Origin of the sequence: Amphritea atlantica, from assembly GCF_900111095.1 — a bacterium.
Classification (GTDB): domain Bacteria; phylum Pseudomonadota; class Gammaproteobacteria; order Pseudomonadales; family Balneatricaceae; genus Amphritea; species Amphritea atlantica.
Genome location: NZ_FOGB01000001.1, coordinates 319003 through 339072, shown reverse-complemented (window position 1 = coordinate 339072; position 20070 = coordinate 319003). Strand labels below are relative to the sequence as shown.

General features: G+C 50.8%; 14 protein-coding genes. 5 read left to right on the top strand and 9 right to left on the bottom strand.

Features of this window, described 5'->3' with window-relative positions; genetic code table 11:
- Positions 1 to 134: 134 nt before the first annotated feature.
- The 3 genes from BMY09_RS01500 (at position 135) to BMY09_RS01490 (ending at position 3467) form a co-directional block, all read left to right on the top strand.
- Positions 135 to 842: a GntR family transcriptional regulator gene (locus tag BMY09_RS01500; RefSeq protein WP_091352989.1), complete on the top strand. Its 708-nt coding sequence runs from the start codon at positions 135 to 137 to the stop codon at positions 840 to 842.
- A 223-nt stretch (positions 843 to 1065) separates the two neighbouring features.
- Positions 1066 to 2445 (top strand): aspartate aminotransferase family protein, encoded by a 1380-nt coding sequence (locus BMY09_RS01495; protein WP_091352987.1) that lies wholly within the window; start codon positions 1066 to 1068, stop codon positions 2443 to 2445.
- A gap of 203 nt (positions 2446 to 2648) precedes the next feature.
- The gene (locus BMY09_RS01490; RefSeq protein WP_091353896.1) at positions 2649 to 3467 is read left to right on the top strand and encodes a response regulator transcription factor; all 819 of its coding nucleotides are present in this window, start codon (positions 2649 to 2651) and stop codon (positions 3465 to 3467) included.
- A gap of 346 nt (positions 3468 to 3813) precedes the next feature.
- On the opposite strand, the gene BMY09_RS01485 is transcribed toward BMY09_RS01490, so the two are convergent.
- The 8 genes from BMY09_RS01485 to BMY09_RS01450 all read right to left on the bottom strand — a co-directional run bounded on the left by BMY09_RS01485 (position 3814) and on the right by BMY09_RS01450 (position 14037).
- Complete coding sequence (locus BMY09_RS01485) at positions 3814 to 4509, bottom strand: MlaA family lipoprotein (RefSeq protein WP_091352984.1); 696 nt, start codon at positions 4507 to 4509, stop codon at positions 3814 to 3816.
- Between the two features lie 156 nt (positions 4510 to 4665).
- A complete protein-coding gene (locus BMY09_RS01480; RefSeq protein ID WP_091352981.1) occupies positions 4666 to 5610 on the bottom strand; it encodes a porin in 945 nt (314 codons plus the stop codon).
- 458 nt (positions 5611 to 6068) lie between these two features.
- The gene (gene hrpA / locus BMY09_RS01475; RefSeq protein ID WP_091352971.1) at positions 6069 to 9992 is read right to left on the bottom strand and encodes an ATP-dependent RNA helicase HrpA; all 3924 of its coding nucleotides are present in this window, start codon (positions 9990 to 9992) and stop codon (positions 6069 to 6071) included.
- 32 nt (positions 9993 to 10024) lie between these two features.
- Complete coding sequence (locus BMY09_RS01470; protein WP_091352968.1) at positions 10025 to 10819, bottom strand: class II glutamine amidotransferase; 795 nt, start codon at positions 10817 to 10819, stop codon at positions 10025 to 10027.
- Positions 10820 to 10822: 3 nt separating this feature from the next.
- Positions 10823 to 11284: a bactofilin family protein gene (locus BMY09_RS01465; RefSeq protein ID WP_091352966.1), complete on the bottom strand. Its 462-nt coding sequence runs from the start codon at positions 11282 to 11284 to the stop codon at positions 10823 to 10825.
- A complete protein-coding gene (locus BMY09_RS01460) occupies positions 11224 to 12183 on the bottom strand; it encodes a M23 family metallopeptidase (protein WP_091352963.1) in 960 nt (319 codons plus the stop codon). The genes BMY09_RS01465 and BMY09_RS01460 overlap by 61 nt, the downstream gene beginning before the upstream one ends.
- Before the next feature lie 128 nt (positions 12184 to 12311).
- On the bottom strand, positions 12312 to 13061 hold the full coding sequence (locus tag BMY09_RS01455) for a TIGR00266 family protein (protein WP_091353893.1): 750 nt from the start codon (positions 13059 to 13061) through the stop codon (positions 12312 to 12314).
- A gap of 34 nt (positions 13062 to 13095) precedes the next feature.
- Positions 13096 to 14037: an AEC family transporter gene (locus tag BMY09_RS01450; protein ID WP_091352960.1), complete on the bottom strand. Its 942-nt coding sequence runs from the start codon at positions 14035 to 14037 to the stop codon at positions 13096 to 13098.
- A 160-nt stretch (positions 14038 to 14197) separates the two neighbouring features.
- On the opposite strand from BMY09_RS01450, the gene bktB reads away from it, so the two are divergent.
- Positions 14198 to 15382, top strand: a complete 1185-nt coding sequence (bktB, locus tag BMY09_RS01445) for a beta-ketothiolase BktB (protein WP_091352957.1) — start codon at positions 14198 to 14200, stop codon at positions 15380 to 15382.
- 172 nt (positions 15383 to 15554) lie between these two features.
- The gene (locus BMY09_RS01440; RefSeq protein ID WP_091352954.1) at positions 15555 to 18563 is read left to right on the top strand and encodes a proline dehydrogenase family protein; all 3009 of its coding nucleotides are present in this window, start codon (positions 15555 to 15557) and stop codon (positions 18561 to 18563) included.
- A 2-nt stretch (positions 18564 to 18565) separates the two neighbouring features.
- Here the strand turns inward: BMY09_RS01440 and ppnN are convergent, their stop codons facing one another.
- Positions 18566 to 19948 carry a nucleotide 5'-monophosphate nucleosidase PpnN gene (gene ppnN, locus BMY09_RS01435; RefSeq protein WP_091352951.1) on the bottom strand — a complete coding sequence of 461 codons (1383 nt, stop codon included), beginning with the start codon at positions 19946 to 19948 and terminating at the stop codon, positions 18566 to 18568.
- Positions 19949 to 20070 lie beyond the last annotated feature (122 nt).

The following is a 20070-nucleotide window of genomic DNA, read 5'->3' as shown; positions in this document are numbered from 1 at the left end:
TGATCACATTTTTTTGTGGCGGTCAATATCGACATCTGTTAAAAATGTCATGTAACCTATTTAATGATCGCATTACTAATAAGAGAACCTGCTAAGAGGTTCCCAAGAGAACAAGGCCAGAACCAACGTTGATTATGGACAAGAAATCTCCGATAAAAATAACATTAACTGAACGTGATGAGTCTGTAACTATCACCCAATGGGTATACCAGACTCTGCGCAACGCAGTGATGTACGGTGAGATCCTCCCCGGAAGGGTACTTACCATTCGTGAACTGGCCGGCATTCTTGATGTCAGCCCTATGCCTGTCCGGGAAGCCCTGCGACAACTGGCGGCCGAAAATGCACTGGAAATTCAGGGCAACCGCAGAGTAATGGTGCCAAAAATGACAGCAATGAAGTTCAATGAACTCTGTGAAGCCCGGATCGCCATTGAGTCTCATGCGGCCGCCCGGGCACTACCCTATATCGATAATGACCGACTGGAACAGCTTCGTTCACTGGACAGCCTGATCGATCAGGCACAGGAGGAAGACAACCTCAGTCAGATCAGCATTCTCAACCAGAACTTTCACCGCTCCCTCTATACCGCCAATCCGCATCAGGTAACCCTGCCACTGATTGAAAGCCTGTGGCTGCAGCTGGGCCCCTTCATGCGAATGGCCACCAGCGAGCTGGAGGAACACTATCTGGTAGACCGGCACAATGAAGCGATGTCCGCTATCGAACGAAGAGATGCCTATGCCCTGCAGATGGCTATCGCTGCCGATATCCGCGAAGGGATTGCGTTTGCCGGAACCCCGGAGATGCTGCATACCTTTATTGAAAACTCAGGCCACTGAGTTTTAAAGCCACCTGTTTCTTTACTCATAAACAGATTCGCCCCTTAAAAGCCGCTGAAGAGAGCTAAAAACTTTTGCGGCTTTTTTGTTGACTTTATCTTTTTGTGATCACAAAATAGTGATCACAAAATTAGATTTGATCCTGCTAGCTTCAAATCTTTTGATCGTTTTATTTATTCACCGGCAGACTGTTCACATCCGGTGACAGGTTGGGAGAGAGTCAATGCTCGAAAATAACAGCACTTCAGTAAACACAGCGGACCTACAGACCATCGATGCCGCACACCATATGCATCCCTTTACCAACACCGGTGCACTGAACAAGAAGGGAGCACGGGTGATTACCCACGCTGAAGGGGTATACCTGTGGGACAGTGAAGGCAATAAGATTCTCGACGGTATGGCTGGCCTGTGGTGTGTCAATATGGGCTATGGCCGCTCCGAACTAATTGAAGCAGCCAACAGTCAGATGAAGCAACTGGCGTATTACAACACCTTCTTCCAGACCACCCATGCACCTGTTGCTGAACTTGCCAAAGAGATCGCCAGCGTGACCCCGGGCGACCTGAATCATATCTTCTTTGCCAACTCAGGCTCAGAAGCGATCGATACTATTATCCGGATGGTACGCCAGTACTGGTCTATCAAAGGTAAGCCTTACCGCAACATCATTATTGCCCGTGAAAATGCTTACCACGGCAGCACCATCGGCGGTACCAGCCTTGGTGGCATGAGCGGTATGCATAAACAAGGCGGCCCTCTGGTACCTAATATTGAGCGGATACGCCAGCCCTACTGGTATGGCGAAGCCGGGGATATGACCGAAGAGGAGTTCGGCATCGCCTGCGCCAAAGCCCTGGAAGATAAAATTCTTGAAGTCGGTCCTGATAATGTTGCTGCTTTCGTCGGCGAACCGATTCAGGGCGCCGGGGGCGTCATTGTTCCTCCAGCGAACTACTGGACAGAAATTCAGAAGGTCTGTGATAAATACGATATTCTGCTGGCAGCCGATGAAGTCATCTGCGGCTTTGGCCGCACGGGCAGCTGGTTTGGCTGTGAAACCCTGGGCTTTAAACCTGACATTATGTCGATGGCTAAAGGACTGTCTTCCGGTTATCTGCCGATTGCGGCAGTTGCCGTGGGTGATCGCATCGCCAACGCTTTTATTGAACACGACGATGACTTCAACCACGGTTTCACCTACTCAGGTCATCCCGTTGCGGCTGCGGTTGCGATCGCTAACATCCAGCTGATGAAAAAAGAAAATATCGTTGAGTATGTAGCCAATGATATCGGACCTTACTTCCAGCGCAAACTGCGTGAAACACTGGCAGACCAGCCATTGGCTGGCCATATCGAAGGCACTGGACTGGTTGCAGGCATCGCTCTGGTAAAAGACAGAGAGACTAAAGAGTTTTTTGGAGACGATATCAATATCGGGCTGATCTGCCGTGACCACTGCTTTAACAACGGCCTGATTATGCGTGCAGTAGGCAGCCGTATGGTACTGTCTCCACCACTGGTTATCAGCCATGCAGAAGTGGATGAGCTGTGTGAAAAAGTCCGTCTGTGCTTTGACCTGACACTTAAGTCAGTCAGCTAATCAACACCCATTTTACCTGTGTAATACTTTCACTATCGTTATACAGGCAAAGGTCAGTGGCAGAACACCCTGACCCCCTTATCCGGCTGCAGTGGATCGGTATTACCGGTATTGGTCCCGTCATCTGTCATAAGTTCAGCTTAACTGACAGATGCAGCCGGATCTTTTTAATCCGTTTTAACGACCAGCGCAGGAGCCTGGCTATGCAAAGTATAAGTGCACAGCACAACGCATCTGAAAACTGGCAAAAGGAACTTGCTGCTGTTATCGACACCATACGCCTGCCTAGTTTTGGCGGTATGCTGGAAAAATTTCTCGCCACACAGTGCCATTTCGACACGATGCTGGTAGTGACTTTCAGAAAGTCACTTAAACCCTTAATTCTTCACCCCACCAACCCTGCAGAGCAAAGCCTGACACTGCATAACTATATCAACCGGGCCTACATTCTCGACCCACTGTTTAATGCGATCCGCAGTGGTACCCTTGGAGAAGGCGTCAGCCGACTGATCGACATCGCACCCGACAGCTTTGAAACCACCAAGTACTACCAGAGCTGCTACAAAGAGTTTGATCTGATTGATGAGATCAATCTGGTCATTGAGCTCGACCCTAAGGTCAGCTGTGCTATCTCACTCGGGCGCAGAACCAGCCGGGGCACCATCACCCGGCCCGAATTAAACCGTTTGAATACTATTTATCCGGTGATCAAATCACTGATTCGTCAGTTCTGGTGGTCACAATCACAGGAATTCGTAAAATATGAAAAATCCGAGGGCGCAATGAATCAGGCGATCAGCACCTTTGGCAGCGGCGTTCTCACCCCCCGTGAGCAGCAGATTGCTGGTCTGATCCTGCAGGGACACTCATCAAAGGCGATCGCCAATATGCTGGACATCAGCCTGGGAACGGTAAAAGTACACCGTAAGAATATTCATACCCGGCTCAACACCTCAACCCAGTCAGATATCTTTACGCTATTCCTCGCCCACCTGAAAGAGCTGGATCCAACGACCAGTTAGAACGGCGCTTCGCGCCTGCTAGTGGTTAGACGGAAAGCTTCGCTTTCACTTGCTAGAAAAAGCCGCCGCTCGTTGTGGTTGCTCAGAATTATCGCCCTGCACCCAAGCTGTGCAACAACTTTCTTACAGAGCTCATCACTCAAATACAGATCAGCACTAAAAAAGAAGGCTTTTATCGAGCAACAAACAAGTCACGCTTTTTGTGACGTCGAGCTACGAGCAACGGCTTTTAAAGTTATTTATAACGATCAATCAGAGACTATACTTTTAAAAGCAACTGATAAAACGACTAATTTAAAGCGGCTAATTTTAAGCGACTAATTTAAAGTGCTACCCCTCAGTATTATCAGAACTGATCCTGATCAAACGAGGCCACCTTGCCATCGTTTACCAGAAACTCCCGTCGCTGCAGATAGGCATCACGCATCGCGGTGTAACGATCTCCGGTAAGCAACTCTTCCGCGGCCAGCAAGTTTGCCCGGGTATCAATAATACGCAGCCCATAAAGCTGATTACGGGTGCGGATGGGGTCGACCTCACCTACCGGATCAACCATTGAATCCGGTATCAGACCAAGACCATCACGAATATTGGAGGGGCCTAACAGCGGCAGCACCAGATAGGGGCCCGTTTCCACTCCCCAATAGCCCAGCGTCTGACCAAAGTCTTCATTATGCTCCGGCAGCCCCATAGGCGTAGCGACATCAATAATACCGCCTAAACCGATAGTCGTATTAAACACTACCCTGGCCAGGCTCTGACCGGCATCCTCCCCCTTCAACTGCAAAGCACTATTCAAAGTACTGCCTACATCCGACAAATTACCAAAAAAATTACTTACACCGGTTTCAATAATATCCGGCGTAACCGCCTTATAACCCTGCGCCGCAGGTTTGAGTGCATAACGGTCAACCGTATCATTAAAGCTGAACATGGCACGGTTAAATCCCTCCCATGGATCAACATCCAATCGATCATCCGCTACAGCACTAACAGAAAACATAAACAAAATGGAGAGCAGACTATTTTTAATGAGCATCATGCAAAACTTCCAAAACCATATCTAAAACGCAATTGTGCCTCAGATCATATTTTTTTGCGACCGCAAAAAGCCTTATCACAGATGGCTGTTATTATTTTCAGACATAAAAAAAGGACCCTTCAGGGTCCTTTTTATCAGCTTAATCTTAAATTAAGATTAGAAGCTTACGTTGTAACCTACAGCGAAAGTATCAACTGCGTTAGTTGCATCTTCAGCTTTGCCATTTGCTTCAATGTAGTTAGCAAATACAAACGCTTGCTTGCCCAGCTTCTGCTGAACTTCAGCAATGTAACGCTTACCACCATCAACATTAGAAGCATCATCACCGAAATCAGTGATAGAAGCCAGCAGCTTGGTGTTACCCAGAGCGTAAGAGCCAGCCAGAATGATTACATTGTCAGCACCGTTACGGTTGACTTCGTCGTCTTCAACAGACAGCGCTACGTACGCATCACCAGCAGAGTAGCTCAGACCAAGAGAGTTGATGTTCTCATCAACAGTTCCTTTGTACTGCAAAGTAGACAGAGCCACACCGAAACCAGCTACAGAGTAAGTAGCAGCCAGGTGAGTCGCATCAACGTCAGCACCAGTATCACCACCAGCATCAACGCCAGGAGCCTTACGTGCAACAGCAGCAACTGCCAGTTGCAGACCACTCAGATCTGGAGAGATGTAGGCAGCAGCATTACCCTGACGACCGCCAGTACCGTAGCTGTGAGTTGTTTCAGTGTTAGCAGCAGCCATGATGTCAGTTTTACCAACAGTCCACAGGTAAGCTGGCAGCCACTGACGACCAACAAGTACGGTACCGAAGTCACCAGTAGCACCAACGTAAGCCAGACGGCCTTTATTTGGAGTACCGAAAGAACCGGATTCAGTATTTGCGTAAGTCTCGAAGTGAGCGATTGCAGTCGCACCAGAGAACAGTTCAGAAGTAGCCTTGATACCGATACGTGAAGTGTTGTCCTGGATATCCAGATCACTACCATCAGCGTCAGCAATTTGAACACGCAGTGAGCCGTACAGAGTAGCATCTGCTTGAGCAACCATTGGAGCAGTCAGAGCACCAGCAACAGCCAGAGCGATAATTGACTTTTTCATTAACATTTCCCCTTCAATATTTAACGTACTAGTAGTTAAACTTTATTATTTCTTACTTCGCTTCACGTCATCAACTACGCTCAGCTAACAAGAAAATACTATAATTCAGAAATATTTCAATGCTGTGCATGAAATAAATTCTTACACTCAATATTTCTGGCGGGCTGACTAGCGTAACAGCCCTTAGTATCTTTTAGTTGTAATCCGGTTAACATCCTGCACTTCAACCGATTCAACCAACCCATTATAGGCTATAAACCGTTTAAAACCGAGGTTTCAGAACAGCATTTAAATAAATTTGACGCATTACAGCATAGCTCCCCAGTGTTCGCAACCATTTGTTCTGGTTTTTTAAACAGTTAAGGCCTTTTTTGCAGTAATCCATTAGCAAAAACTGATACAGATCAAATTCGAACCCTGAATCATGGGCTACAGGCAGATAAAAAGCTCACCTTCGTTTATCGCTCGATCTGTTGCCACTGCTGTTTAAGCCGCTTCTCTGAGACTGTTATCCGGGTACCCAACTGCTGGGCAAACAGTGAGATACGATACTCTTCCAGCATCCAGCGGTATTCATCCAGAGCAGCATTATACCGGTTATGCTGACGGTCCAGCTGTAGCTGTCCCTGATACTGTCGGGTCAGTTGCTGCAACTGTTCGCTCAGCATACGCTGTCGTGGCAGTTCGCGTTGGTATTTTTCCAGTCTGAGCACAACACCTTGCAGATATCTTGGATATTGCTGTAATTGCTGCACCGGCACTTCGGCTAAAAAACCTTTAAATATCAGTCCATCCAGTTGCTGCCGAATATCGTTAAGGATGGTAACGGCCTGAAGATTAACCGAACCTGAAAGTTGTTTCTGTAGACGGTGATACTGTTTGGCAATCTCTTCCAGTAACAGCGCCTGTTGTTCTGCCTGCTGACAAAATTCACTTCGATACCGGTTTAACCGGTCGGTAAACTGCTTTTCAGACTGTATCTCATCGCCTTCTGCGAGAAATGTAGCGGTCACTGCACTGAACAAACAGTGCTCATGTAGCTGATTACGGTTTTCTACTTTAGCCAGTAAAATCGCTGTTTGCTGAAAACCGGGCAATCGGTTTTTGACAAATTTTATCTGCTCTGTCAGTTGTAACATCAGTAATCGGGTCAGCCCCAGACGGTTCTGTTTTACCGCCATCGCCTGGTCTTCAAACACTTTCAGTTCAACGCTGTCACCGCAGTCCTGCAACCCAGGATACACCTCCAGCTCCAGCCCTCCGGCCTGCTTCAACCTGATCGACCGGGGCAGATCACCAAAGTCCCACCCGGTTATCCCTTTTCGTCCCCAACTCTCAGACGGCGCTTGCGTCAGTGCCTGGCGGGCCTGTGAACCGAACTGCTTCTGCAACCGCTGCAGATCACGTCCTTCGGCAACGAGTTTGTTGTTCTCTCCGATCAGACGAAGATTTACCCGATAATGATCATCCAGATCGACAGCGTCCAGATCATCCCGACTGATTCTGACACCGGTCATTCTTTTAAGATGCAGCGCCAGTGCTTCATTCAAAGATCCCTGAGCAAAGACTGCTGCTTCAACAAAGGCATCCACATAATCAGGAATCGGCACAAAGTTTTTGCGTAGCGATTTAGGCAGCCCCTTTAACAGCGCCACGCACTTCTCTTTAAGCATCCCCGGCACCAGCCATTCGAGTCGCTCTGGCGGAATCTGATTCAGCAGTACCAGCGGCGTCTGAAGGGATACCCCATCATCTTTGGCCCCGGGCTCAAAATGATAACTAAGCTGCAGTTTTGCACCATTCAGCTGTAACTGCTCGGGATAACTGGCCCGGGTAACATGATCCGCCGAACGTTGTAACAGGTCCTCCTCCTGCATAAACAGGATTTTAGGATTGTCCTGCTCTACCTGTTTGCGCCACTGCTCAAAGCCTGCGCCATTGACCACGCTACTTCCGTTATGTTGCTCCAGCCGTGAAGCATAAAACTCAGCCAGAGTCTCTTCATCCACCAGCAGATCACGCCGCCTGCTTTTGGCTTCCAGATCTTCAATCGAGTTAAGCAGATTCCGGTTATGACTGAAGAACTGCCCCCGGGTATTGAATTGCCCCTCTACCAGTGCGCTACGAATAAAGATCTGCTGACTGACCCTGGGATCGACACTGCCATAGTGCACAGTCCGCCCGGGGACAATAATAAGCCCGTATAAGGTCACCTGCTCCTGCGCCACAACCTGAGCCTTTTTCTTCTCCCAGTGTGGTTCCAGATAGCTACGCTTCAGCAGATGTGCTGCCAGAGGCTCTGCCCAGAGCGGATCGATCCGAGCCACCATACGGGCATACAAACGACTGGTTTCTACCAGCTCTGCCGCCATAATCCACTTAGGCGCTTTCTTATACAACATCGACCCGGGAAAGATACTGAAGCGACGATTACGAGCGCCAAGGTACTCTTTATTTTCCTGTTTAAAGCCCATATTGCCCAACAAGCCGGCCAATAGTGATCGGTGCAAAGCGTCATAGCCGGCAGGCTGAGGGTTCTCATTATAATCCAGATTACGACAGATCAGATGCAGCTGACGATGCACATCGCGCCACTCACGCATGCGCATATAGGAGAGAAACTGTTTCTGACAGAATTTACGCAGCTGATTCTGGCTCAGATCCTGCCGCTGCTCCTCATAGAGATTCCAGAGGTTAATCAGAGTGACAAAGTCAGACTCTTCATCAGCATATTCACGGTGCTTCTGATCCGCAGCCTGCTGCTTGTCCATAGGACGTTCGCGGGGATCCTGCACACTCAGGGCGCTGGCAATAATAATCATCTCTTTAAGACAGTTATTTTCTACCGCTGCCAGCAGCATCCGGCCAATCTTTGGATCAACAGGCAGGCGACTCAGTTGCCGCCCCAGTTTTGTCAGATGACGCTTATCATCGACGGCACTCAGCTCCTGGAGCAGATTAAAACCATCGTTGATATAGCGGGAGTCCGGTGGGTCGATAAAGGGAAACTGATCGATCGCCCCCAATCGCAAGTTGAGCATCTGCAGAATAACCGCGGCAAGATTGGTACGACGAATCTCGGCATCGGTAAACTCAGGCCGGGCATTGAAGTCCTCCTCTGAGTAGAGGCGGATACAGATCCCCTCTGCTACCCGACCACAGCGGCCTTTGCGCTGATTTGCACTGGCCTGAGATACCGCCTCAACCGGCAACCGCTGCACCTTAGAGCGGTAGCTGTAACGACTGATACGCGCCTGTCCCGGATCGATAACATAGCGGATTCCAGGGACGGTCAGCGAGGTTTCCGCAACATTGGTAGCAAGTACTATTCGCCGCCCCGCCCCTCTCACCGATGTGAAAATCAGGTTCTGTTCTGCGACGCTGAGGCGGGCATACAGGGGCATCACCTCAATATGCTTGATACGCCCCTGCTGAACGGCCTTCCTCAGATATTCCGCCGCTTCGCGGATCTCCCGTTCACCGCTGAGAAACACCAGAATATCACCGGCACCCGTGATCCCCTTTTTGCGCTCCAGCTGTATCAGTTCTTCTGTAGCACAAACGATACCTTCCGGAATGCTTTTTTCACTACTGTCATCCAACTCTTCAAGGGGACGGTAGTGCAACTCAACCGGGTAGGTACGACCCGATACTTCGATCACCGGTGCGTTATTGAAATGTCTCGAGAAACGCTCCAGATCAATAGTTGCCGAGGTGATAATCACTTTCAGATCTGGACGTTTCGGCAGAATCCGGTGCAGATACCCGAGCAGAAAGTCAATGTTCAGGCTGCGCTCGTGGGCTTCGTCAATAATCAGGACTTCGTAGCGTTCGAGATAGCGATCATTCTGGGTTTCTGCCAGCAGGATACCATCGGTCATCAACTTGATCAGGGTATTGTCGGCAACCTGCTCCGTAAAACGCACCTGATAACCGACAGTACTACCCAGAGAGGTTTGCAGCTCCTCGGCGATCCGGTTGGCAACCGTTCTTGCCGCCAGTCGGCGAGGCTGGGTATGACCAATCAGCCCCACCCGGCCCAACCCCAGCTCAAGACAGATCTTGGGCAACTGAGTCGTCTTACCCGATCCGGTTTCACCAGCAATCACCACCACCTGGTGCTCTGAAATCGCTTTGGCGATCTCTTCCCTGCGGGCACTGACAGGCAGGTCCGGATAGTTCACCGGCAGACTATAGGCCCGTTTTGCTACCCTCTCTTCAGAGCGTGATAGCAGCGTCTCAACCTCGCTCAGCAAGCGGTCAGAAGGCTTATGCTCTTTCAGACGGCGCTGCAGCAGTTGGATTTTCTTTCGAATAGGAAAACGGTCGGCAATAAGACAGTTATCCAGCCGGGTATACAAATGCTTGATAGTGGCAGTCACAATGAAGTTATCAGTTAAAAAAATGGTTTAGATCAGGCGTGACCAAAACAACGACTCAGAGGTTGCTGTACACCTTCGCGAAAAACAATCATCTCGCCTGTCTGCAGCTTACGCCAATGTTCATTATTGGTCAGCGGTTCGGTGGTAACCACTGTTACTATATCGTTAGGGGTCGTTTCTTTGCAGAAATCGACCGTCAGTTCTTCGTCGGTCAGGCGCGCCCTGCCAAAGGGGGCCCGCCGGGTGATCCAGGAGAGTTTAGTTGAGCAGTATGCCAGCAGATACTCAGACTCGGTCATCAGCATATTGAACACGCCGAGCTCCCGTAACTGGTCACAGCAGCAATGTATCAGCTCAATCACCTCGGAGAAATTCTTCGGCCGCTGAGGAAACCGCTCTCTTACCTGTCCCAGCAGCCAGCAGAAAGCATATTCACTATCGGTCGTACCAACAGGGTGATAGTAATGCAGCGGCAGGTCAAACAGTTTCGGGTCCAGTTGGCCATTGTGAGCAAAGGTCCAGGAATAACCCCAGAGTTCCCGGGTAAAGGGGTGAGTATTTTCCAGACAGATACTACCGACATTCGCCTGACGGATATGACTGATGACGGTCTTACTCTTGATAGGGTGGTTTTTAATCAGGTTCGCTATTTCAGACTGGCAACTGGGAGCCGGATCATGAAACGTCTGCAACCCCTTACCCACATAAAAAGCGATCCCCCAGCCATCCTTATGGGGGCCGGTTTCCCCACCACGCTGCATCAGTCCACTGAAACTGAAGCAGATATCGGTTGGAACATTGGCACTCATGCCAAGCAGCTCACACATCGTTCAGGCAGATTCCTTATCCGCTTTGATCGTTACTTTATCCGGCAGGGAATCAATTGCATCAACACCGGACTCAACCGGCGGTGTGTGCTCTAACACACCCACCTCTTTCATACGTCGCTCACCGATAAAATTGCCTTCCGGGTGAATCGCCATTACTTTACTGATAACCGTAGCAACAACTTTGCCGCCGCGGTCAATCTCCAGTTCATCACAGACAACTTCCCCCTCAAGCAGGCCACACACCGTAATATGATTGGCTTTTACCACGCCGTGTACATGGCCACTTTTACCGATTGAGATATTATCCAGGGAGGAGATATTACCTTCAAATGTACCGTCTATATGCATCCGGCCGATAATACTCATATCGCCACTGAACTTATTACCTTCAGCTATGATAGTTATTGCTGAGCCGTTTGCAACGCCTGATTTAGCGGGTACATTTTTCGTAAAGAAGCCCATTTTACACCTTTTACTTCTGAAAACAGTGATTCGAAATTGCTTATATTCCAGGCCACAAATGGCGCCGGATCGACGGGTCGGAACAGATAGCGAACTTCATAATGCAGATGAGGGCCGGTAGAGATACCAGAATTCCCCGTCAGACCGATCAGTTGCCCTTTGCTGACAAAAGTCCCGCTTTTAACTTTGACATCACTCAGATGAGCATAATACGTTTTAAACCCCAGCGCATGCTGCAGAATAATCAGTTTGCCAAAACCACTCTGCTTATGTAACCCGGCATACTCCACCGCCCCATCGGCTGTGGCATAAACGGGTGTACCGATATCGGCTTTAAAATCTATACCGTTGTGCATAATCCGTTTCTTGTGGATGGGATGCATACGCATACCAAAGCCATCAGTGATCCGGATTCCCTGCGTCGGCTCACCATTTGGCAGCACGCTGAGAAAAAACAGCCGCTGGTTGGTCATCACAGTCAGGGCATCGGCCCGGTCAGAGGTCATCTCTTCAGAGGGGGGTAAACCCAACAGATCTTCCAGCCCATAGAGACTGGCATCCAGGGTTTCATTCAGCTCACCGATACGCAGGTTCTCTTCCTGTAAGTGATCGCGCTCAACCTTCAGCTCCTGCAGGGTAGTGGAGAGCTGATCGAGCTGGCCTTTTTGCAGTTCCTGAGCCCCCAGAGTCATCTCGTACTGGCTCGCCAGGGAATTAATCCCCTGCTCCAGATCGTCCAGTTCATCCGAGGTTTTGACCAGCAGCAGGTTGGAGACAAAAAAGCTACAAACCGACATCACCAGAAACAGCGCAAGCAGATACCTGGCCAACTGGCCCAGAGTATACTGCCGCGATCCCCGTGCAGTTGTTAATGTAATAACCAGCTTTTTACGCAACATGACCGGCAAACCAATATTTACAATAAAAAATATCGGTGAAATATACCTTTATTGGTGCTAAAAGTCATAAAAACGACATCAAAAATACACCACTTTATGACATTTAGCTGACACGGCTCACACTGCGGCTAGCGCTCCCCCTTGTCATCCCCCCCGATAGCAGGGGCTGCAGCGATAATGCGGTCTGCAAGGCGGGAAAACGGCAGACTCTGAACCCAGACACTGCCAGTCCCGGAGAGTGTCGCCAGCCACAGACCCTCTCCCCCCAGGAACATCGACTTTAACCCCTTAACCATCTCAATGTCATAATCGATCCCCTCACTGAAGCCAACCAGACAACCGGTATCAACCCGCAGGGTTTCATTGTTCAGCTCTTTTCTCACCACTGAACCACCGGCCTGAATAAAGGCCATTCCATCCCCCTCCAGCTTCTGCAAAATAAAGCCTTCACCACCAAAAAAACCAGCCCCAAGCCGGCGGGAAAACGCCACTGATAAACGGGTTCCTAAAGCCGCACAGAGAAACGCATCTTTCTGGCAGTACAGTCGCTCTCCGGTCTGAGACATATCCACCGGAACAACCATCCCCGGATAGGGTGCGGCAAAAGCAACCTTGCGTTTCTGACCTCCTGTGTTTGAGAAGTGGGTCATAAACAGAGATTCACCAGTGATCATCCGTTTCCCGACAGAGAATAGCTTTGAGAACACCCCTTCCTCAGGATCGGCGCCGTCCCCCATCTTTGTTTCAAAGCTGATATCCCCCTCCATATAATTCATGGAGCCGGCTTCTGCGATCACCGTCTCGCCCGGATCCAGCTCCACCTCCAGCATCGGCATTGAATTGCCTATAATTTCATAATCCACTTTATGACACTTCATATCGCTCTCCATAACAGCTTTCTTTAACGGGCTACTAGCCACCCCATTGTTTCATCAACGGCAGCAATACAGCCAGGGTAATCAATGACACCAGGGTGGTCACCATAATCGTTGCCGAGGACAGTATTATCCGGGTGTTGTATTGTTGCGCCAGCACAAACACCATCGCCCCGGTTGGCAGACCGGCAAGCACTACCGCGCTAGCCCCCCAGAAAGGATCTAAACCAAACAGAAGCGCCAGACCAAAGGTTGCCAGAGGGTGTATTATCAGCTTGACCACTGTCAGCCAGGTTAATTCAAAACGCCCGCCCCTGACCTTCAGACCGCTGAGGGATATCCCCAATGCAAAAAGTGCCACCGGGGCTGCAGACGGAGCCAGCATCTGCATCGGTGTTAACACCATTGGCGGTAGTGTTATGCCGCTCACCGATACCAGCATTCCCAACAACGGCGCCATCATAACCGGGTTTTTAAGCAGCCCCTGTAACAACAACGTTTTCAGTTTCCCCAGCACACCGCCCCCACTGTTCTGCAACTCGGACATCACCGCCAGCACCAGTATAAAAATAAGATTACTGGACAGTGTTGCGATGATGACTGGTAAAGTGCCCTGCTCACCAAAGATAAAATAGAAGATCGGCACACCCATATAAACGGTGTTGGCCCAGGCAGAGTTCAGCGCAACCACAGTCCAGTCGAGAGGAGACGACAGCTGCATCTTTTTCCAGCCCAAAAACGCAACTCCAACCGCGATCACAGATCCCCCCAGATACACGGCGATGAAGTTCCACTGCAATACCGAGGCTATATCAACAGAAGCGGTCGAGGTAAACATCAGAGCGGGCACTGCAATGAAATAGACAAAGCGGTTCAACGCTGCGGCGCTGGACTCCTCCAGTAAACCGGACCGCCGGGAAACCCAGCCCAACACCATGAGGATAAAAACAGGAATGACGATATCAAACAGCAAATGCATCAGTTGTTCTCAGAAAATAGATGGCCGAGCGAAATTGTTATTAATGTTTCACTAATTGGCTAGAGCCTTTAGTGCTGACCGGTGATATGTTATCCCCCTGACTGCACTACATTGCAAACTATAACAATAATTACATACAGCTAATATACAGGATCCAACTATGAGCAAGAGAGAAGTAGTCGTACTGAGCGGAGTCCGGACAGCGATTGGCGGTTTTGGTGGCAGCCTGAAATCACAGACGCCCTGCGACCTGGCCAGCACTTGCGTCAGTGAAGCGGTCGCCCGTTCCGGTGCCGCACCTGAAGATTTCGGCCACAGCGTCTTTGGTAACGTGATTCATACCGAACGACGGGATATGTATCTGGGCCGGGTTGCCGCCGTTAACGGTGGCCTGCCGGTTGAAACCCCTGCGGTCACCATGAACCGTTTGTGTGGCAGTGGCCTGCAGGCGATCATCTCCGCAACACAGCAGATTGAGCTGGGCGTATGCGATGCGGCTGTGGCCGGGGGCGCCGAGGTGATGAGTCAATCCCAGTACTGGATGCCAACCGCCCGCTTTGGCCAGCGGATGGGTGATGCCGCCATTGTTGATGCAATGGTAGGCGCGCTGACCTGCCCGTTTGATAATACCCACATGGGTATTACCGCGGAAAATATCGCTGAAAAGTGGCAGATCAGCCGTGAAGATCAGGATGCTCTGGCTGTAATGAGCCACAACAATGCTGAACGGGCCATCACCGAGGGCCGGTTTAAAGAGCAAATTGTGCCTGTTGAGCTGAAATCGCGCAAAGGCGTTACCCTGTTTGATACCGATGAACACCTGCGCTATGGCTGCACTATCGATGATATGGCTAAACTGCGTCCGGCGTTTAAAAAGGATGGCAGTGTCACCGCCGGTAACGCCTCAGGCCTCAATGATGCAGCAGCAGCAGTAACACTGATGGCCGCCGAAACCGCTCAGGCGAAAGGTTTACAACCGATGGCCCGGCTGGTCGGATACAGTTTTGCCGGGGTTGAACCTAAATATATGGGTATTGGGCCGGTTCCAGCGGTACGTAAACTACTGGCTGACAATCAACTGGCTACTGGCGATATTGATGTCTGGGAAGTCAATGAAGCCTTTGCTGCTCAGGCACTCGCGGTTTGTCGTGATCTGGAACTACCGCTGGAGAAGGTTAACATCAACGGTAGCGGCATCTCGCTGGGTCACCCGATTGGAGCAACCGGTGCGATTATCACCGTAAAAGCGCTGTATGAGCTGCAACGCAGTGGTGGTCGCTATGCGGTCGTGACTATGTGTATCGGCGGTGGCCAGGGTATTGCTGCTCTGTTTGAGAAAATCTGAAACGCCCCCGCATCATTGTTTTAACCCAAGCCCGCTGCGTCATAACAGCGGGCTTTTCTATTGACCACGCGCAACGATACACGCACCATTTTCAGGCTACCTGATACGGATCACATACGGGTAAGCTATGCTCTGTCTGACATTCAATTAATTCACTGACAACAGGCTCCCTATGTTTCCTCTCACGTTATATTTCACAGATCAGCAGGTTAAATGGAACGCAGCGCAGCTGTGGAACAATATCCCGGCGTACTACTGTGCAGATGAAGCGACGATGGAGTCTCAGCTCACAGAACTGACAGCGCAGTTACAGCTTCCCCCTCTCAGAGCGCTTGTCACTGACGATATACAGCAGGGAGCCCTGTGCTGCCCCATTGAACTGAAAGATGCTGACAAACTAACCGGTGATGAGCAGATCGCGCTGACCTCTCTGGCCGAAAGACTGCTTTACCTGCCGGATCAAAACAGTATTACGCGATTTATAGAGGAGAAGCTGACCCCGGCTAACGGGCAACCTTTCTTTGAACGAAACTCCACAGCAATACAACAGACACATACCTGGAAGCAAGCTATCCGACAGCAGAGAATCACTGTGTCCATCCAGGCCCACAACATATTCAGTCAACTGGCTGAACGGTTCGATTATCCTTTTATCCGCACCACCCTCAGCGATACCGTCACGCGTCTGAGACAGAGAATCATCTTCAGCGACAGTATCCCGCAGATTAGCGAGATTCCGGAAAACTACGCCTACAGTCTTCATCTGCTGACTGAAGGGGTGGTCACGGCAGAGGCAGCCAGAATCGCTCTGAACCGATATCTGGACGCGATCAAAGCGATATCAGCACAGAAGCCCCACTGCCGCGCTACCCCCTCCCTTTCCGTCAAACTGTCTGCACTAACCCCCCGTTTCGCCCTCCTCAAAGCACCTGCAGTGATTGAAGAGGTAACGCAAAGGCTGTTGCATCTGCTGATTCTCGCCCGCACTGAAAATATCACGATTACTCTTGAAGCCGAGGAATCCTGCCACGTGGATCTGACACTGAAGGTTTTTGAAAACCTGCTACGCAGTGATCTTTGCTGCGGCTGGGGCGGACTGGGGGTGACTGTGCAGGCCTACTCTAAACGAGCCCTGCCGATCCTTGGCTGGTTAAACTTTCTTGCCCAGGAGCTACAGACAGATATTCCGGTGAGGCTGGTTAAAGGTGGTTATCTGGACACAGAGATAACCCGTGCGCGGCAGCAGGGGCTGGCGGATTATCCGGTTTATACCCGTACCGAAATAACCGATCTCTCTTATCTGATATGCGCCGCCTATCTGTTACAGGATCAGTGCCCCCGACTTACTCCACAGTTTGCCAGCCACAACAGCAACACCCTTGGTCAGATAGTAACGTTGGCCGAGCAAAGCACTAAACCCATTGAGCTGCAACAACAACCGGGGCTTGGCGAAACCCTGCTTACCCAGCGGCAAAACGCCAATAGTGCGGTGACACAAAGAGTTTGCATAATCATTGGCTCTCAGGCGCAACTGCCCCCACATCTGTATCGCCTGCTACATAACAACCTCTCCGTTGCTCCGACAAGTTTATCGGTCAATGAAAGTGCGGAAGCTGACGTTTCTGCCGAAATAAGCGCAGCCGCTGTGATGATCGACACGCAATCCCAGCGCCAACAACTACTGAAAAAGGTCGATGCATTTCGTGACCAGCAATGGCTGGCTGCACCGCTGATAAATGGCGAGCCAGTCAGATCCCAGCCACCGGAGGCCCGGTTTTCCCCCTTTAATCTGAGCTGGCAAACCGGAGAGCTGTTTCCCAGTACCCCGGATGATGTCCGCGAAGCCTACGCAGTCACCAGAGCAGGCTTTACTGGCTGGAACAGGGTCTCGCTATCCGAGCGGGTAACGATTATCCGCCACTTCGCAGACCTGCTGGAGCAGCATCGTGAAGAGCTGATCGCTCTTTGCATCCGTGAAACGGGTAAACCCCTGCGCGATGCTATTGATGAGCTCCGTGAAGCCGTTGAACTATGCCGTTTATACGCCGCACAGGCCCTCAGCCGTTTATCTCCACAGCAACTGCCACCGATAGCGGGAGAAAAGCAGACACTGCGCTATCACGGCCGGGGAATATTTGTCTGTATCAGCCCCTGGAGCTTTCCCCTGGCTATCGGAACCGGTCAGGTCGTTGCGGCACTGCTGGCCGGCAATTCAGTGATAGCCAAACCCGCCAATAGCACCCCTCTGATCGCTTATCGCGCAACCCAGTTATTATTAGATGCAGGGGTTGCCAGAGACGCTATCGCCCTGCTCCCCGGCAGCAGTGAATCAATCAATGAATCACTGCTTAAAGACTTTCGCCTCAGCGGCATCAGTTTCACCGGATCAAATCAGAGTGCAGCCTCTATAACCCGGCTACTGGCACAACGGGAGCAACCCCAGCCCGTCCCGCTGATAACGGAAACCAGCGGATTAACGGTAATGATTGCCGACTACACGGCCCTACCTGAGCAGATCGTCAGAGATGCCATTGAAGCGGCGTATAGCGGCACCGGACAGCGCGGTTCAGCGTTACGGGTGCTCTATCTGCCAGAGGAAACCGCAGAACAGCTGGAATCGATGCTGACAGGGGCGATCATGACCCTGAAGACTGGTAACCCGGATGAACCGGATACTGATCTGGGACCGGTGATCGATAACCATGCCCTGCAAGCCCTGCATGGGCATATAGAGCACAGCAGGATACATGGCCGACTGATATATGAAGGAGAATTGGATACACAGCACGATAGTGGCTATTTTGTTGCGCCTACACTGATTCGTCTGCACTCAATTGATGAACTGAGTGAGGAACATTTTGGCCCGATTCTGCATATCATCCGTTACCAGAGCGACAACCTTACCCGCATTCTGGAAGAGATAAACCGCACCAGTTATGGTCTGTCTCTGAACATTCTGTCCCAGGATAACCAGACTATTGATCAGATCTGTAACCTGATGCGCCCCGCCAGTATCACTATCAGGCGCAATCAGAGCACTGCCCATACTCATGGGCAGCGCTTCGCATCAAGAGGGCTATCGGGTACCGGTCCGAAGGCGGGCAGCCCCGATTATCTGCTCGGTTTCACCCAGCAGACGATCTGTTCCTCCGACAGTGACGATAACGTTTACAGGGTCTGAAATCAGGCGATCTCCGCCTGGACCAGACGATAACAGGGATCATACTCCTCATAATCGATCTTCATACGCCGTTGCAGCACAAAGGATGACAGCAGCACATCGAGCTCATTCACCAGTTCCGGTTCGCCAGTGAGTTCAAATGGACCAAACTCCTCGATAGCACGAATACCCGGCGCTTTTACATTACCCGCAACAATACCGGACAGTGCCTGACGCAGGGTAGCCGCCAGCAGATAATCCGGCTGGTCCCGGCTGAGATTAAGCGCCGCCATATTTTCATGGGTCGGTTCAAAGGGTTGCTGAAATTCAGAAGGGATATACAGCTGCCAGTTAAAGTGGAACGATTCGCCGGTCGCTTTACGATAGATGGTCACCCGCTCAAGCCCCGCCTTCATCTTCACCGCCACCTCGTAGGGATCGCCCACCACAATTTCATACAGTGAAGCCGCCCGGTCCCCCAGGGTAGACCGGATAAAGCGGTCCACCGTTTCGAAATAGACCTCACTCCCCTCAGGGCCGGTGAATATCAGCGGAAACGGACAGGTGCTGTTGCGTTCATGCAGCAGGATACCCAGCATGTAGAGAATCTCTTCTGCCGTGCCCGCCCCTCCGGGAAAGACAATGATGCCATGCCCCAACCGGACGAACGCTTCCAGCCGTTTTTCTATGTCCGGCATGATGATCAGCTCGTTGACGATGGGATTGGGGGACTCTGCCGCAATAATGCCCGGCTCAGATATTCCCACATAGCGGGCATCGCTGATGCGCTGTTTCGCATGAGCGATGGTGGCGCCTTTCATCGGCCCCTTCATCGCACCGGGTCCACAACCGGTACAGACGCTCATCCCACGCAAGCCAAGCTCATAACCAACCTGTTTGGTGTAGATATATTCCTCCCGACCAATGGAGTGTCCACCCCAGCACACCACCAGATTCGGCTTCACATGGGGCTCTATCGCTTTGGCGTGACGCAGAATATGAAACACCATATTGGTAATCTGTTCCCCCTCCTGCAGGCCATCACAGCACTTATCCAGTTCATCGCCAACGTAAAGCAGATCCCGCAGTACAGAGAACAGATGCTCGCGGATACCCTGAATAATCTCCCCATCAACAAACGCGCTGGCGGGTGCATTGATCAGCTCCAGCTGCACACCGCGGTGTTTCTGGCTGACTCTGATATCAAAATTCTTATGTTTTTCCAGCACCTGTTTGGTACTGTCCTCTTCACTCCCGCAGTTAAGTACTGCCAGCGCACACTGTCGAAACAGGGGATATAATCCCGCCTGGTTACGGTCCTGTAGTTTTGCAACTTCAAAAGGTGAAAGTGTATCCAGACTATCCAGTGGCGTAATATTAGCGGTTACATATTGTTCGGTCATCATGGTCCTGCCCCTCTGATCAATACCCCAGCACAGGAACAGTTCCCGGCCGTAAACAGGGCTTAACGGGTCCCTCCATTTCAATTGGACCCGTCTAAAAAATATAAAGTTCAGGTTACAATATA

Coding starts and splice junctions, on each gene's coding strand:
- BMY09_RS01500 (WP_091352989.1), top strand. CDS start 135: ATGGACAAGAAATCTCCGATAAAAATAACATTAACTGAACGTGATGAG.
- BMY09_RS01495 (WP_091352987.1), top strand. CDS start 1,066: ATGCTCGAAAATAACAGCACTTCAGTAAACACAGCGGACCTACAGACC.
- BMY09_RS01490 (WP_091353896.1), top strand. CDS start 2,649: ATGCAAAGTATAAGTGCACAGCACAACGCATCTGAAAACTGGCAAAAG.
- BMY09_RS01485 (WP_091352984.1), bottom strand. CDS start 4,509: ATGATGCTCATTAAAAATAGTCTGCTCTCCATTTTGTTTATGTTTTCT.
- BMY09_RS01480 (WP_091352981.1), bottom strand. CDS start 5,610: ATGAAAAAGTCAATTATCGCTCTGGCTGTTGCTGGTGCTCTGACTGCT.
- BMY09_RS01470 (WP_091352968.1), bottom strand. CDS start 10,819: ATGTGTGAGCTGCTTGGCATGAGTGCCAATGTTCCAACCGATATCTGC.
- BMY09_RS01465 (WP_091352966.1), bottom strand. CDS start 11,284: ATGGGCTTCTTTACGAAAAATGTACCCGCTAAATCAGGCGTTGCAAAC.
- BMY09_RS01460 (WP_091352963.1), bottom strand. CDS start 12,183: ATGTTGCGTAAAAAGCTGGTTATTACATTAACAACTGCACGGGGATCG.
- BMY09_RS01455 (WP_091353893.1), bottom strand. CDS start 13,061: ATGAAGTGTCATAAAGTGGATTATGAAATTATAGGCAATTCAATGCCG.
- BMY09_RS01450 (WP_091352960.1), bottom strand. CDS start 14,037: ATGCATTTGCTGTTTGATATCGTCATTCCTGTTTTTATCCTCATGGTG.
- bktB (WP_091352957.1), top strand. CDS start 14,198: ATGAGCAAGAGAGAAGTAGTCGTACTGAGCGGAGTCCGGACAGCGATT.
- BMY09_RS01440 (WP_091352954.1), top strand. CDS start 15,555: ATGTTTCCTCTCACGTTATATTTCACAGATCAGCAGGTTAAATGGAAC.
- ppnN (WP_091352951.1), bottom strand. CDS start 19,948: ATGATGACCGAACAATATGTAACCGCTAATATTACGCCACTGGATAGT.